The sequence below is a fragment of the Corallococcus interemptor genome, assembly GCF_003668875.1.
Lineage (GTDB): Bacteria > Myxococcota > Myxococcia > Myxococcales > Myxococcaceae > Corallococcus > Corallococcus interemptor.
The window spans coordinates 36,060-50,415 of record NZ_RAWM01000001.1; the positions used below are offsets into that span (position 1 = coordinate 36,060).

At 69.9% G+C, this 14,356-nt stretch carries 15 protein-coding genes; 3 read left to right on the plus strand and 12 right to left on the minus strand.

Features of this window, described 5'->3' with window-relative positions; all coding sequences use genetic code 11:
* Position 1: 1 nt before the first annotated feature.
* The 8 genes from D7X96_RS00140 to D7X96_RS00175 all read right to left on the minus strand — a co-directional run bounded on the left by D7X96_RS00140 (position 2) and on the right by D7X96_RS00175 (position 8,326).
* Positions 2-202, minus strand: a complete 201-nt coding sequence (locus D7X96_RS00140) for a hypothetical protein (protein WP_120547144.1) — start codon at positions 200-202, stop codon at positions 2-4.
* Positions 199-1,056 carry a hypothetical protein gene (locus tag D7X96_RS00145; protein WP_121722917.1) on the minus strand — a complete coding sequence of 286 codons (858 nt, stop codon included), beginning with the start codon at positions 1,054-1,056 and terminating at the stop codon, positions 199-201. Before D7X96_RS00145 ends, D7X96_RS00140 begins: the two co-directional genes overlap by 4 nt.
* Positions 1,053-2,144 (minus strand): pilus assembly protein, encoded by a 1,092-nt coding sequence (locus D7X96_RS00150; RefSeq protein ID WP_244219395.1) that lies wholly within the window; start codon positions 2,142-2,144, stop codon positions 1,053-1,055. Before D7X96_RS00150 ends, D7X96_RS00145 begins: the two co-directional genes overlap by 4 nt.
* A complete protein-coding gene (locus D7X96_RS00155; protein ID WP_120547147.1) occupies positions 2,144-3,769 on the minus strand; it encodes a pilus assembly protein in 1,626 nt (541 codons plus the stop codon). The genes D7X96_RS00150 and D7X96_RS00155 overlap by 1 nt, the downstream gene beginning before the upstream one ends.
* A gap of 38 nt (positions 3,770-3,807) precedes the next feature.
* A complete protein-coding gene (locus D7X96_RS00160; RefSeq protein ID WP_120547148.1) occupies positions 3,808-4,635 on the minus strand; it encodes a TadE/TadG family type IV pilus assembly protein in 828 nt (275 codons plus the stop codon).
* Positions 4,636-4,869: 234 nt separating this feature from the next.
* Entirely contained in the window at positions 4,870-6,759 is a 1,890-nt protein-coding gene (locus D7X96_RS00165; protein ID WP_121768694.1) for a chloride channel protein, read from the minus strand.
* On the minus strand, positions 6,746-7,297 hold the full coding sequence (locus D7X96_RS00170; protein WP_120547150.1) for a MarR family winged helix-turn-helix transcriptional regulator: 552 nt from the start codon (positions 7,295-7,297) through the stop codon (positions 6,746-6,748). Before D7X96_RS00170 ends, D7X96_RS00165 begins: the two co-directional genes overlap by 14 nt.
* Positions 7,298-7,435: 138 nt before the next feature.
* Positions 7,436-8,326, minus strand: a complete 891-nt coding sequence (locus D7X96_RS00175) for a LysR substrate-binding domain-containing protein (RefSeq protein ID WP_120547151.1) — start codon at positions 8,324-8,326, stop codon at positions 7,436-7,438.
* A 124-nt stretch (positions 8,327-8,450) separates the two neighbouring features.
* On the opposite strand from D7X96_RS00175, the gene D7X96_RS00180 reads away from it, so the two are divergent.
* A complete protein-coding gene (locus D7X96_RS00180; protein ID WP_121768695.1) occupies positions 8,451-9,365 on the plus strand; it encodes a DMT family transporter in 915 nt (304 codons plus the stop codon).
* Positions 9,366-9,369: 4 nt separating this feature from the next.
* Here the strand turns inward: D7X96_RS00180 and D7X96_RS00185 are convergent, their stop codons facing one another.
* Positions 9,370-10,179, minus strand: coding sequence for a class I SAM-dependent methyltransferase (locus D7X96_RS00185; protein ID WP_158626527.1), 810 nt, complete (start codon positions 10,177-10,179; stop codon positions 9,370-9,372).
* A gap of 69 nt (positions 10,180-10,248) precedes the next feature.
* On the opposite strand from D7X96_RS00185, the gene D7X96_RS00190 reads away from it, so the two are divergent.
* On the plus strand, positions 10,249-11,622 hold the full coding sequence (locus tag D7X96_RS00190; RefSeq protein ID WP_121768696.1) for a hypothetical protein: 1,374 nt from the start codon (positions 10,249-10,251) through the stop codon (positions 11,620-11,622).
* On the opposite strand, the gene D7X96_RS00195 is transcribed toward D7X96_RS00190, so the two are convergent.
* Positions 11,612-12,139 carry an ureidoglycolate lyase gene (locus D7X96_RS00195; protein ID WP_120547154.1) on the minus strand — a complete coding sequence of 176 codons (528 nt, stop codon included), beginning with the start codon at positions 12,137-12,139 and terminating at the stop codon, positions 11,612-11,614. The genes D7X96_RS00190 and D7X96_RS00195 overlap by 11 nt on opposite strands.
* A 155-nt stretch (positions 12,140-12,294) precedes the next feature.
* Here D7X96_RS00195 and D7X96_RS00200 point away from each other — a divergent pair, with 155 nt between their 5' ends.
* Entirely contained in the window at positions 12,295-13,158 is an 864-nt protein-coding gene (locus D7X96_RS00200) for a caspase family protein (protein WP_120547155.1), read from the plus strand.
* Here D7X96_RS00200 and D7X96_RS00205 read toward each other — a convergent pair whose 3' ends face one another.
* Entirely contained in the window at positions 13,159-13,887 is a 729-nt protein-coding gene (locus tag D7X96_RS00205) for a LamG-like jellyroll fold domain-containing protein (protein WP_158616161.1), read from the minus strand. It abuts the gene before it with no gap.
* 61 nt (positions 13,888-13,948) lie between these two features.
* Positions 13,949-14,323, minus strand: a complete 375-nt coding sequence (locus tag D7X96_RS00210; protein WP_121768738.1) for a VOC family protein — start codon at positions 14,321-14,323, stop codon at positions 13,949-13,951.
* Between the last annotated feature and the right edge of the window lie 33 nt (positions 14,324-14,356).

The following is a 14,356-nucleotide window of genomic DNA, read 5'->3' on the forward strand; positions in this document are numbered from 1 at the left end:
TTCAGCCGAACGGGTAGCCCAGCACGCAGTAGAAGCCGCGGATGTAGATGGTGAGCGCCGCGAACATCTCCGGCGCGAACGTGGTGATGGCGCCGACGCCGAACATGAACGCCATCAGCAACACCGTGAACTCCGCCATGGCCTGGCCCCGGGAGCGGGGACGCTTGAGCCACCGGTAGCCTCGCGACAACACGCCGTTCATCGATTCGACTCCTGGGGAAGAGGGGCACGCTCGAGCACGAACGTGATGAGGGATTCCGGAGGCCCGTCCTTGTCGAGCGGCGACAGCGTCAACGCCAGCCGCTCACCGCGGCGCTCGAACTCGAGCACCTCCACGCCCCGCGCGAGCCGCCGCCCCGAAGGCGCGTACCCCCGCGAGGGCAGCTGCGCCCGGTAGAACTCCGCGAGCATCTGGGGCGTGCCGTGCGCCACCTGCGTGAGCGTGGTGCTGCCCGCGCCGGGGCCGCCGCTGCCTTCGTCCACGCGCAGCACCGTCACCACGCCCGGAGGCTGCGGCAGCGACTCGGGCGCCGTGCCTCCCAGGTGGATGCCCTCCGGCGCCTCCACCAGCGAGGGGAACACCAGCGTGCGCGTCGCGGCGCCGCCCACGCGGATGGTGGTGACGGCCACCAGCGCGCCCAGCCGGTCGTCGTAGTAGTTCACGGAGCCGCCGCCCGCGCCGTCGTCCTGCGTGACGATGTGCCGGCCGCGCAGGCGGAACTGGCGCGCGTAGAACTCCAGCACCTCACCGGGCGGGTGGTCCGTTTCGAAGTAGCCCATCTCCATGGGGCTGCCGTTGGTCACCAGCCGGCCCAGGGGAATCAGCGTCTCGCCGGGGAAGGGCGGGATGACGCGCTGGACCCGGCCCACGCCGGCATCCGGAAACGGCGGCGCCGGGGGCAGGGCGATCTCCGGCGTGGAGGGCGGCCTCGCCGGAAGCTCCGGCGCCGGAGGCGGAGGGTCCTTCAGCAGCGCGGCGGTGGCCACGAGCGCGAGCAGCCCGCCCAGCCCCAGCCAGCGCGTGAGCGCGCCCGTGCGATCCGACAGTCCACTCATGGGATGCAGGCGTCGCTGTTGTAGCGGAAGTACGCCGCGGCCGCCGTGGTGGACTGCGTGTACTCGGACTCCGGCTCGTTGGAGATGATGGCGCCCTGGAAGAAGTTCCCACGGCACCGGTACGAGCGCATGGGCCAGTTGTCGTCCCGGCCTCCGGAGTTGGAGAGCCCGCGCTTCGTCTTGATGGCGTTGGGCTCGCAGCTGCCGTAGCAGTAGCTGGTGTCGTTGCGCCAGTACGCGGCCTGGAGCACGTCGCCCGGCACCGTGCGCGTGGGCCGGACCGCGTTGAAGTTGCCCGCGGCCGTCACCTCGCGGATGACCACGGACTGGCGCACGTACTCGTCGGAGAAGGGGAAGTCGAGCCCCAGCACGCCCAGCACCGACCCGATGGAGTTCAGCGCCCCGCCGGTCCCCACGCCCGCGTAGACGATCTTGCTGGAGCGGTCATGCGTGAGCTCTTCCACGCGCGGATACGTCTGGGACTGGTTGTCGCCCGGCCCCCACGCCCGCCACGTGTCGTGGAAGAGGTAGAAGTGCTCCTGGAAGTTCAGGTCCAGCTGGTTGCCGTCCGGGCCCGTCGTGTAGAGGGCGATCTCCTTGGGGATGATGCGGTTCACCAGCCGGACCTGCACGTCCGCCTGGACCGCGCCGACGCTGGGGTCGAACCCCATGTTCTCCACCAGCTGCTCCGGTGACCCGCCCAGCGCGCCAATGGCCGCGGCCGCAAGGCCCCCCACGCCCGACTGCGCGCCCATCTTGGACATCTCCACGCCTTCGAGCGGCGCGTCCGCGTTCTGGGCCTGGACCTGGATGGTGATGCCGTTGCGGTACGCCGTGCCCAGCGTGCCCGTCTTGGTGGAGCCGTCCAGGTCCTGGTAGCGCTGGCGCGCCTCCGCCGCGATGGCGGAGACGTCCTGGCGCACCGTGCGCTCGAAGGCCACGAAGCGCGCCATCTCCGCCATCTTCAGGCGCGCGCGCTGCACCTCCCAGAAGTAGTTCGCCCAGAGGACCAGCACGACGAGCAGCGGCGCCAGCAGCGCCAGCTCCACCGTGGCCGAACCCCGCGCCGCGCGGCGAGAGCGGCGCATCAGTAGTTGATGCCGTTGATCAGCCATTCGCTGTCCTCCCAGGCGGGCACCAGCCACTTGAGGTGATCCGCGTCCCAGTGGGTCTGGATGGGCGCCAGGCGCGCGGTCCAGAGCGGATTGAAGAAGTTGGGCTCTTCCTTCCACACGCCGGGGCGGTGGTAGATGGCGCGGCCCACCGCCATGGCCATCATGCCGCCCGTGCGCTTGCGGAAGTCCGCCGCGTACTGGTCCTGCTTGCCGCCCACGTAGCGCCAGGTCATGTCCAGGTACGACTCGCGGATCTCCTCCGCGTTGTTCTCCGCGGTGTCGTACTTGCCGTTGCCGCTGCCCTCCATGAACGCGTTCTGGGACAGGTTCTCCAGCTCGTAGACGGGCTTCTTGCCGCTCTTCTCCGCGCCCATGTCCTTGCCCAGGACGATGAGGTTGCACGGGTAGCCGAAGTGGTTCTGCCGGGGGCTGACGAAGCTGGTGTCGGACGTGACGAACGGCGTGATGCCCATCCACGGGTGGTGGTCATCCGTCTTGCTGGCGCCGTATTCCTGGTGGAAGCCGCCCCGGTTGTCCGCCGCCGCCCGGAAGCGCAGGCGGAAGACGTCGCTCCAGCCGAAGAGGAAGCACGTGGGGCGCACCTCGATGCGGATGTCGTCCGACGCGAAGAGCTGATCCTTGCGGTTGTTCTCGAAGCCCTCGTCGAAGCTCTTGATCTGGCTGTCCGCCGTCTTGCGGATGCGCAATTCGCCAATGCCCACGCACAGCCGGAACTCCCACCGCCGCCCGATGAGGATGGGGCCCTCGCCCTCGGCCGTCCACCGCCGGCGCACGCCGTTGGCCAGGTTGCCCATGAGCAGGCGGTACTTGGCCATGTTCGGATCCGACAGCTTGTTGCCCGTCACCAGCTTCCCGCGCGTCAGCATGCCGGTGGGGTCCACGCCCATGGTGGGGCTGCTGCTGAAGGGACCGTCATCCAGGATGTGCAGGAAGTTCTTGGCGTTGGAGTAGTTGATGTCGCCCGGGTTGCCGAACAGCGAGGACACGGAGGAGTTGGTGAACGACTGCCCGGAGTCCATGTCCTCGGTGACCTCCGCCCGGGGGTCGGTCTGTTCGATGACGTCGCCCCGCCCCTTCGTGGTGTAGAGGTCGAAGAGGGTCCCCGTGAGCATGGCCTCCTGGGCCAGCCAGAGCGCGATGTTGAGCGCTGTTATTACCGGGATGAGTAATCGTGTGACGGTCTCCACCGTCACCTTCCACGCTTTTATCGCCGCGGAGACCGCGGCGAAGACAGCGCCGATGCCGGGGATGTATTGCAGGTACTTGGCCGCCACGCCGATGGTGCGGTCCAGGTACACCGCGTGGCTCACGTAGGACATCAGCGTGAGCATCGCGGAGTAGTGCACGATCATCGCGCGGTTGGTGTACGCGAGGAAGTTGTAGGCCCGCGCCTCCTTCACCGCCAGCGAGTACGCCTGCGCATCCGCGGCGTCCTGCAGCTTGATCTTCTCGTACACGCCCTGGCCAATGCCCACCGACGTCATGACGGTGACGGCCAGCACGAGCATCACCACCACCCCGAGCACCATGGCCTGCCCGCGCTCGTCGCGCCGCAGTCTTCGCAGTATCCGGAACATCCTTGAGGGGGTCCTTCTGGCGAGCGCCGGGGGAGGCGCTAGCCGTCCACGGCGCACGAGGTGGGACCATGCGCGCCGCTGTTGAGGAGGTTGGACTGCATGCGCATCGAGTAGGTCGCGATGACCGGGATGGCGAAGACGTTGCTGTTGGCCAGCGTGCGGATCTTCTGGTGGTCGTCGTCCTGGCTCGCGCCCTGGTCCTCCAGGTGCTTCGTGAGGCTGCCGCCGTTCACCTTCTGGGTGGTGAAGTTGACGCCCCGCATGGCCAGGCCGTTGAGCGCCTCGCGGCCCATGTAGAAGGCGTGCAGCTGCCAGTTCGCGAACGGGATGCGCATCTCGTAGAAGTACGTGATGCGCACCGTGAGGAGGTTGGCCTCGATGACCTGCGCGTTGCGGATGTCGTCGTAGTCCAGCTCGCGGCCCTGCATGTGCGAGCCATAGGAGGCGAAGAGGGTGCCCAGCTGGCTGCGCCGGGGGTTGAGCACCTCCACCCGCACGCGCTCCAGGTCCACCTGCTGGTAGCGCTGGTTCTGCTCCGCGTTGGTGCCCAGCGTGTACGCGTCGTGGACCTTGGCCACGTTGATCAGCGTGTCCACGCGGCCCTTGACCTCGCCGGAGGCGGGCGGTCCCAGCGTGGGCAGCACCGCCACGTAGGCGGCGTCCTTCATGGTCTCGCAGTCACCGCCGTTGACGATGCCCGCGCGCACCGCCCGGTACGCCGCGTACTCCGTCATCAGCCGCGCGTGGTGGAGCGTCCCCAGCTGGAGGATGCCCAGGATGAGGAACACCATCACCGGGATGACCAGCGCGGACTCCACGACCGCCTGACCCGACTCACCGGGATGGGTTGAGGGGGACCTTTTCATGGGACGTCCAATCTTCACACGGCGTGTCATCGGGATGCCAGCGGGCGGGCCCAGGGGTGCACGCCAGCCTTTCCCATGACACGGAGCGGATCCAATACGGGACGCAAAAAGACGGTATCGGGCACGTGGACGCGCCACGCCGAAACAGGCGCCCCGCCCGGCGAAGAGCGGACTTCAAATCCTGAAAGGCCCGCGCCCAAAGCGCGAAAGACCGGGGTCCCCCGCGCCAAGCGCTCAGGCCGTCCGGGGTGACGGAGGACGCGCGGTGCCCAGGCCGCGCTCGCGCGTGCGGGCGTTCGCCAGTCGCTGCCGGTGGCCCGCGAGCAGGTCGCTGCGGGTGAGGATGCCCAGGACCAGTCCCGGCCTCGCGCGGGAGACGACGGGCAGGCGGCCCACGCCTTCGTCCATCATCAGGTCCGCCGCCTCGCGCAGGGAGCTGTCGTCGAAGACGACCGCGGGCGGCCGCTTCACCACGTCGCGCAGCTTTCGGCCTTCGCTCGCGTGGCCGTCCAGCAGGTCCCGGCGCGTGACGACGCCCATCAGCGTCCCTTCGGGGGTGACGACGGGGAAGCCCTGGTGGCGGGAGCCCGCGGCGTCCGAGGCAAGCCACGTGCGCACCTCTTCCAGGAGCGCGTCCGCCTGCAGCGTCACCACGGGCTTGAGGCCATGGTCGCGCACGAGCGCCGTGCCCAGCGCGTCCGCGCCCAGCTCCGTGGGGATGCGCGCGCCGCGGCGGGCCAGCTTCTCCGTCATGATGGAGTGCCGCATCATCAGCGCGGACACCAGGTAGGACGCCGCGCAGCCGGCGAGCAGCGGCAGGAGTCCCAGCGGCTGGCGCGTCGTCTCAAAGGCGAACACCACCGACGCGAGCAGCGCGCGGGACGCCCCGGCGAAGAGCGCGGCCATGCCCACCAGCGCCGCGACGCGCACGTCCACGCCCAGCTGGGGGAACAGCTGCGTGGCCAGCAGCCCCAGGCCGGAGCCCAGGCCGCCGCCCAGCGTGAAGAGGGGCGCCAGCGTGCCGCCGGACGTCCCGCTGCCCAGCGCGACGGACCAGGAGATGAACTTGAGCGCGCAGAAGATGAGCATCGCCGTGCCCACGAAGCGGCCGGAGAGGATGTCCTCGATGTTGGTGTAGCCCACGCCCAGCGTGCGCGGGGAGAAGTAGCCCACCACGCCCACCACGATGCCGCCCAGCGCGGGCCACCACATCCAGTGGATGGGCAGCTTCTCGAACAGGTCCTCCAGCCAGTACACCGCGCGCGTGCACGCCACGGAGGCGGCGCCGATGATGAGCCCCAGCACGCCGTAGAACGCGAGCGCGCTGCCCGACGGCGTGGTCAGGTCCGGGATGGCGAACGCGGGCGCGCCGCCCATGAACGCGATGCGCACGCCGGTGGCGGTGGCGGTGGCCAGGGCCACGGGGATGACGGAGCGGGGCTTGAACTCGAAGAGCAGCAGCTCCACGGCGAGGAGCACCGCGGACACCGGCGCGCCGAACGTGGCGGCCATGCCCGCGGCGGCGCCCGCGGCGAGCAGCGCCTTGCGCTCATCCGCCGTGACGTGGAGCCCCTGACCCAGCAGCGACCCCAGCGCGCCACCGGTGGCGATGATGGGGCCCTCCGCGCCAAACGGGCCACCGGTGCCGATGGCGATCGCCGACGACAGCGGCTTGAGCAGCGTCATGCGGGGCGGGATGCGGCTCTGGTTGAACAGCACCTGCTCCATGGCCTCCGGGATGCCGTGGCCCCGGATGGCCCGCGAGCCATAGCGCGCCATCAAGCCCACGATGATGGCGCCCGCCACGGGCACCAGCACCACCCAGCCGCCCAGCGCGTGGTCTCCCGGAGACACCGGCTGCATGGACAGCCGCCCGTAGAAGGCCAGGTTCGTGACGAAGTGGATGAGCGCGCCCAGCCCCTGCGCCACCAGGCCCGCGGCGATCGCGAGCACCACGGCCAGGGCGCTGATGAACACGGTGCGCGAGTCCACCGAAACGCTGGAGGAAGGGGTGCGCAGGCTGGCGAGCGCGGGGCCCATGGACGGGGCCACGGGGAGGCTGGACCGCGCCTCCGAGCCCTCGCCCAGGCCCTCCTCGATGCGTTCCACGTCAGGTTTCTTCATCGGTGTGCTCCTGTGTCTTGCGGCGCCGCGAAGGGCGCGAGGCTTCGTCTTCGAAAAAGAGCGGGGCCACGTCCCCGTCGAGCCCCAGGGCGCGCATCCAGGCGTCCAGTCCCTGGACCAATCCCGCGCGCACGTCGGGGGGCATCCCGCGCAGCCCGGAGATGAGCCGGGCCTGGGCCATGGGCGGCGCCTTGCGCACCAGCGCGCGGCCCTTGGGCTCCAGCGCCACCTCCACGCGGCGGCCGTCCTCGTCCGAGCGGCGGCGGCTCACCAGCCCCTGTTCAATCAGCCTGGTGACGACGACGGAGACGCTGCTCTGGTGCGTGAGCGTCCGCTCCGCGAGCGTGTTGATGGAGCACGGCCCGGACTCCGCCAGCTCCTGGAGGATGAAGAGCTGGGCGCCGCTGATGCCCACCAGCCGTTCGGAGGCGCGAGCCGAGACCCGCAGCAGGCGCACCAACCGCCGCACGCCGTCCATGGCCGCGCGCACCTCACCGGACACGTCCGGAGGCGGCGGCCCATTTGTATGGGAGCCCATATATCTGCCCGCAAACTACGGGGCAGGGGAGGCGGGCACAAGCAAAAGTGAGGGGGCTGCCTGGCTGCCTGGGTGACGGTGTCCGGGAGCCAGGGGCTGGACCGGTTCACCGCACGGCGAGACCCGGGCCGGTGATTGTCATTGGGAAACCTTCCGCTGGGTCAGGAGCCAGTCCACGAAGAGGCGCGCGGCCGGGCGCAGGCGCCGGTGGGAGGGGTACACCACGAAGTAGCTGGCGCGGGTGGGGACCATGGGCCCGGGCAGCCGGATGAGGCGGCCGTCCGCGAAGTAGGGCGTGGCGATCTTCTCGCGCGCCAGCGCCGCGCCCAGGCCCTGCACCGCGGCCATCAGCGCGCCGGTGGTGTCGCTGAAGCTGTAGCGCTCCTCGAACCGGGCCCCGCGCACGCCCGCGGAGCGGAACCAGTCCTGCCATCCCTGCCGGCTCAGGTCCCCGATGAGCGGAAGCTTCGCCACGTCCTCCGCGTCGCGCACCTGCTCCAGTCCCGCGAGCTTCGGGGACGCCACCGGGAACAGGGCGTCGTCCATGAGCGGCTGCGCGCTCAATCCCGGCCACGGGGGCTGGCCGTAGCGGATGCCCAGGTCCGGCCCGCCCTCGTCGAAGCGGGTGAGCGCCATCTCCGTGTCCACGTGGATCCGGATGCGCGGATGCCGCGAGGTGAAGCCCGGCATGCGCGGCAGGAGCCACGCGTAGGTCAGCGAGTGCACGGTGGTGACGCGCACCACGGCGTCCTCGTCCCGTGCGTGCTTGAGGCCCGCGAGCACGTGGTCCATGTCCGACAGCGCGCTGCTCGCGGCGTCCGCGAGCTGGCGCCCCTCGGCTGTCAGGGCCACGCCCCGGGCGTGCCGCTGGAACAGGGTGACCCCCAGCCGGTCCTCCAGCTTGCGCACGTGGTGGCTGACGGCGCTCGCGGTCAGGTGCAGCTCCTCCGCGGCGCGGGCGAAGTTCTGGTGGCGGGCGGCGGACTCGAACGCCGCCAGGGCGGGGAGCAGGTCGGTGCGCAGGGTCATGGGGACGAGCCTCAAATCTGGCTCATGTCTGACACGGAAACGATGCGCTTGTGAAGTCAGGGCCACGGCGTGAAGAGAAGGGCCAGACAGCAGTCTGATTTCTTCCTCGCACGAGGTGGCCGTCATGAGCGCATCCGGTCTCACCCATCCCCAGGCCGTGACTCCCACCTTCAACCGGGCCTGGATCACGCCCCTGGAGCTGGGAGGGTTGGCCGCCGTCTGGGGCGCGTCCTTCCTGTTCCTGCGCATCGCGGCGCCGGCCTTCGGTCCCATCCCCCTGGTGGAGCTGCGCCTGGTGCTGGGGGCCGCCGTGCTGATGCCCTTCCTGTGGCGTGCGCGCGCGTCCATCCCTCGCGCGCTGTGGCCCCGGCTGGCGCTGGTGGGCGTCATCAACGCGGCGGTGCCCTTCTCGCTGTTCGCCTGGGCCGCGCGGCAGGCCCCCGCGGGCGTCGGGGCCATCACCAACAGCATGGCGGTGCTCTTCACCGCCCTGGTGGCGTTCCTCTTCTACGGCGAGCGCATCGGAGCGCGGCGCGCGGTGGCGCTGCTCACGGGCTTCGCGGGCGTGGTGGTGCTGGCCAGCGGCAGGTCCGCGGGCGCGAGCGTCGCCTGGGCCGTGGCGGCGGGGACCACGGGCGCGTTCCTCTACGGCATTGGCGGGAACCTGGTGCGCCGCCACTTCTCCGGACTGCCGGCCGCCGCGGTCGCCTCCGCCACCCTGGGCTGCGGCGCGGTGCTGCTGTTGCCCTTCGCGGTGGCCACGTGGCCCACGGAGTCCATCGGCCTGCGCCCCTGGCTGGCGGGAGCGGCCCTGGGCATCGTCTGCACCGGCTTCGGGTACGCGGTGTTCTACCGCCTCATCCAGCGCATCGGCGCGCCGCGCGCCGCCGTCGTCACCTACCTGGTGCCGCTGTTCGCGCTGACCTGGGCCTGGCTGCTGCTGGGCGAGCAGCTGACGCCCACCATGGGCGTGGCGGGCGCGCTCATCCTGGGCAGCGTGGCGCTGGGGCAGGTCCCCTCGGCGCCGAAGGCGAAGTGAGGCGTCAGCGCCGCTCGAACTTCCAGATGCGGTAGCCGTCGCGGACCGGCTGCATGAACCGCCGGACGATGAAGGCCGGGACGCGCTTGCCGGCCAGCTCCAGCGCGCGCAGGGGCACGGAGGTGGAGGACACGGCCGAGTAGCCCGTCTCCAGGAAGACGGACTCCGGCGTGTCCGACATGTCCTGGAAGGACGCGCCCATGCTGGCGAGCACCGCGTGCAGGTCGCGGCTGTATTCGCGCTGGAAGCTCTCGCGCATCAGGTCGCAGTACACGGCGTGGTGGGGGAACACGTCCCGGAGCACCGCGAGCATGTCCCGGCGCTGCGCGGTGGACAGGTACATGAGCACGCCCTCGATGATGACGTGCGTGCGCCGGGCGTCCCTGTAGGGCTCCAGCTTCTGGGCCAGCGACTCCGACGCGAAGTCGATGGGAAGCCGCTCGAGCGGGTTCTTCGCCTCCGTCACCGGCAGCTTCGCGTCCTTGTGCGTGAGGATGGCGGGCTCGTCCACCTCCAGCCACCGGCCTCCGTGAAGGCGGTAGGCGCGCGTGTCGAAGCCCGCGCCCAGCACCACCACGCGCGCGTTGGGCTCGCGGTCCAGCTCCTCCTGCACCAGCGCGTCGATGATTTGATGCCTCGCGGCGTTGCTGGCGTTGGGCCGGTCAAAGGACTGGAAGCGGGCCCAGACCTGCCGCGCCTCGTCATCCATGAAGCGGAAGGCGAAGGTGTCATTGCAAAGCGGCCGGGGTTTGCGCGCGTCCTCCGCCCGGCACGCCAGGGTGTAGTACGCGGTCTTCGAGATGGCATTGGCCATGGCTTGGCGCTCCTTGAAACCTGCGCGCAGCTTGCATGAGATACGTGCTTTCTCGAAAGGTTGGTCCAGATGCGATTCGTGATGGCGCTGGGCGTGGTCGCGTTGGGAGCGGGCTGTGCGCATGCGCCGAAGCCGGCGGACCCGGACGAGGAGGCCCAGCAGCTTTCGGCGGAGGCGGAGCAGGCCTATGACGCGCTGGACTTCAACCGGTGCGAGGAGCGCTTCCGCGCCTCCGGCGAGGCGAGCATGGTGGGGCCGGACCGGGTGGCGTCCTTCTACCGCGCGGCGGGGTGCGCCTCGCTCGCGGGCCACGCGGACGCGGCGATGGAGGTGCTCAAGCGCGCGGTCCAGGGCGGCTACTCCGACGCGGTCCACCTGGAATACAACCCGGAGCTGGCGGCGCTGCGCCCGCTGCCCGAGTGGAGCGGCATCGTCGCGAAGGCCCGCGCCAACCTGGAGCAGGCCTCCGAGCCTCCGTTCCCGACGTTCATCCTGACGGGAATCGATGCGTTCGGTTCGCGAAGGGTGGACCGGGAGACGGTTCGTCAGGTGCTGGGGCTGGAGGTGGGCAAGCCCATCATCCACAGCGCCGCGGTCTTCCGGCAGAAGGAACAGCTCCTGCGCGAGCAGTACAACCTCGTCTTCGCCCGGACGGGGATGACCCTGTTCTTCGCCGAGGAGTTCAAGGGCTCCGCCTTCGTGGTGGTGGACATGGTGGACGCGCAAGATGCCGCGGCCCGGCTCCGCTTCCTCGCCCCACCCAAGGGCCATCCCCCGGATCCGGAGGGATTGATTGCCCGGTGGCGTGAGTATCAGCCGCGCCTGAACCGTCTCCAGTTGCAGGGCATGCTCGCGGAGGACTCCAGCTGCAAGGTCGCGCATTGCATTGGTGGGTTTGGCCATCCGGACCTGGCGGCCTACGAGCCCGAGTTCATCGAGAAGGTGCCCGAGCACCTGGACGCGCTGACCACGGTCCTGCGCGAGGACGCGGACGCGCCGAAGCGAGCCGCCGCCGCCTACCTGCTCGCGTATGCGCCCACGGCCCTGGAGACCGTCGAGCGGGTGCGGCCCTTCATCCGGGATCCCGATGAGCAGGTGCGCAACAACGTGCTGCGCGTGCTGACGGCCACGCAGCAGGCCGCGACGCAGCCCTTGCTGCACACGTCCGTGGTGGCGGACGCGGTGCTCCTGCCCACGTCGACGGACCGCAACAAGGCGACCTACCTGCTCACGTACCTGCTGGACGACCTGCCGCCGCAGGAGCTGAAGGCGCAGCGGGCGGAGCTCATCCAGAAGCTGGGAGAGACGCTGGTCGCGATGTCCGCGCTCCAGTTGCCCATCAACCGCGACCCGGCGGTCCTGGTGCTCAAGCAGCTCTCCGGAGAGAAGTACGAAACGGCCGGGGAGTGGCGCGCGTGGCTCGCGCGTCAGCTCAATCCCTGACGATGACGGAGACGGGCGTGGAGAACTGCCGCACCACGCAGTCCTCCGCGCTCCCGTCCTCCCACGCCAGCATCGCGAACTCGGCTGGCGTATCGAGCGCGATGATGGGGTGGTGCCACACGCCCCGGTGGTAGTTCACGCCCTGGCCGGGGCCGCAGACGAAGGCGACAAGCCCCTCCAGGTCGGGCCCGCCGGAGGGCGCGGCCGGCGCGACGCACACCAGGAAGCGCGAGCAGCGCATGGGCAGGAACGCCTGGCTGGACTGGGGATGGTGCTCCAGCAGCTTCACGGTGAACGGCAGCGGCTGCGGCACGGAGCGGAACACCGCGAGGTTGGGCTTCGCCCCCGTCCGGCCATTCTCCAGTCTGGCGGACCAGTCGAAGCGCACCGCGGTGCCCTGGTTCGCCGAAGCGCCGCTCTTGAGTCCGGCGGACACGACGTCTCCAAACGGAGCGAAGCCCTCCGGCGTCAGGGGCGAAGCGACGATGGAGCGGAGCGGGGCGGGAGCGTCCTTCATGGGAGGACTATATGGGACGCGGTCCGAATGGGGGCGGAGGGAGCGAGCCCCAGGCTCCCGGCAGGGGAAGGGCCGGAAGAACGCGGCGCGCCCCGCCTCCTTCCTGACATCCCGAGCACGAGTCTCCACCGTGGATGGAGGAGGCAAGGACTGTCATGGCGCAGGGATATTCCATCAACATCGGTTTGAACGCGGTGGATCCGCATCACTACGCGGGCTGGGACGGCCAGCTGCAGGCGTGCGAAGCGGACGCCGAGGACATGATCGCCATCGCGAAGGCGCAGAACTTCAGCCGCATCCGCCCCTTCCTGACGAAGGACGCCACGCGAGCGGCGGTGCTCGCGGAGCTGGGCGAGGCGGCGTCGGTGCTCCAGGCCGGGGACCTGCTGCTCTTCACCTATTCCGGGCACGGCGGCCAGCTCCCCGACCTGAACGGCGACGAGGACGACGGCCTGGACGAGACGTGGTGTCTGTATGACGGGGAGCTGGTCGACGACGAAATCTACCAGGCGATGGGGAAGCTCAAGGCGGGCGTGCGGGTCTTCATGCTCTCCGACAGCTGCCACAGCGGCTCGGTGAGCAGCGTGGCCTACGCGGCCCTGCGCAACAGCGGCAGCCTGCAGCTGCTGGCGGATTCCATGCGCAGCACGGAGGCCTCGGAGCGGCAGTTCAAGGAGATGCCCCAGGGCATCGAGCACCGGACGTACCGCCAGAACAAGGCGATGTACGACGCCATCCTGAAGGGGTTGCCCAAGGACGACCCGAGGCTGACGCTCAAGGCCACGGTGCTGCTCATCTCCGGCTGCCAGGACAACCAGCTCTCCAGCGACGGCGTGCACAACGGCCTCTTCACGGCCAACCTGCTGCGCGTGTGGAACGAGGGGAAGTTCAAGGCCACCTACCCGACGTTCCACCGCCGCATCCTGCGCACCATGCCGCCCATCCAGTCCCCGGCGTACTCCGTCATCGGAGTCCCCAGCCGCGAATTCGAACGGCAGATTCCCTTCCACGTCAGCTGATCATCGCAACGCGTACCGGCTCTTGAGCTCGGCTTCCACGGAGGCAAGGTCCGCGGCGGGGAAGGCCTGGCTGTAGATGCGCACCTCCGCCAGGTCCGCCTCGGCGTAGTGCTGGCTGAAATACGCCCCGACCTGGGACAGGACCCACGGGCCCTGCGCCTTGACGGGGTGGCTCCCGGCGAGGCGGCCGTTCATGTGAACGGTGAGGGTGGCGCCGTCATAGCGGGCCGTCAGCAGATGGTAGGCCCGCGTGTCGCCCACGGCCGTCGTCACGGCGGGAAGTCCGTTCCCGGTGCCCACGGCCAGCACCTCACCGCCGTTCTCCCAGCGCAGCTGGTTGTTGGGGAAGTTGCCGCCGGGCCCGAGGATCATGCTGAAGGTGTCTTCGGGGTTGTTGTTCTTCCCGACCACGAGAATGGTGAACGCCTCCGGCGAGACGGGCTCCTTCAGGTAGAGCGATTGAGCGCCCTCGAAGCGCACCACCGGGAGGCCATTCAACGTGGAGGCGACGAGCGCGGGCTGCCTCGGCGCGTTGGCCATGACGCCATCGCGGCCATGGCCACTCTGGTCCTGCCACCGTGAGATGCGGCCCCCTTCCGCGACGACGCCCGTGTCCGCGCGGAGCCAGAGCTCCAGTCCGTTCGTTGGCACGGGCGCTGGGGCGTTTCGCTTCGCGCATCCGCCCATCCAGACAGCGAACACAGCCAGGACCACGAGCTTCTTCGTCATGGAGGCATCCTTTCGGAGTCGCCTCCAGAACGTACCGTGAGCCTGGCCGGCGGACCAAACGTCAGCGCGGATTCGCGGCGAGGACGAACGGGCGGAGGCGGTGGCCATCCGGGTCCTCGACGACGAAGGTGAAGCCGAAGTCCATGTCGGTGGGCTCCTGCAGCACCTTGAGCCCCAGCTTCGTCCATTCCGTATAGGTCTGGAGCACGGCCTCGCGGCTCTCCTCGGTGAACGCGGGTTCGAGCCCTCCCGGAGCCTTGGGCCTGGGCTCCATCTCACTGGCGACCCAGAGGCCCACCTTCAGGCCCGTGGGCAGCACGTAGAGGACGAAGGTCTCCGAGTTCTCGACCGGCTCCCGGCCGAGCAGCCGGGTGTAGAGCTTCGCGCTCTCGCGCGGGGACCGGACGGGCAACAGCAGGTAGTTCAGCGTTCGCATCAGACGCTCCTTGTGGGGACGGAGCATTCATGC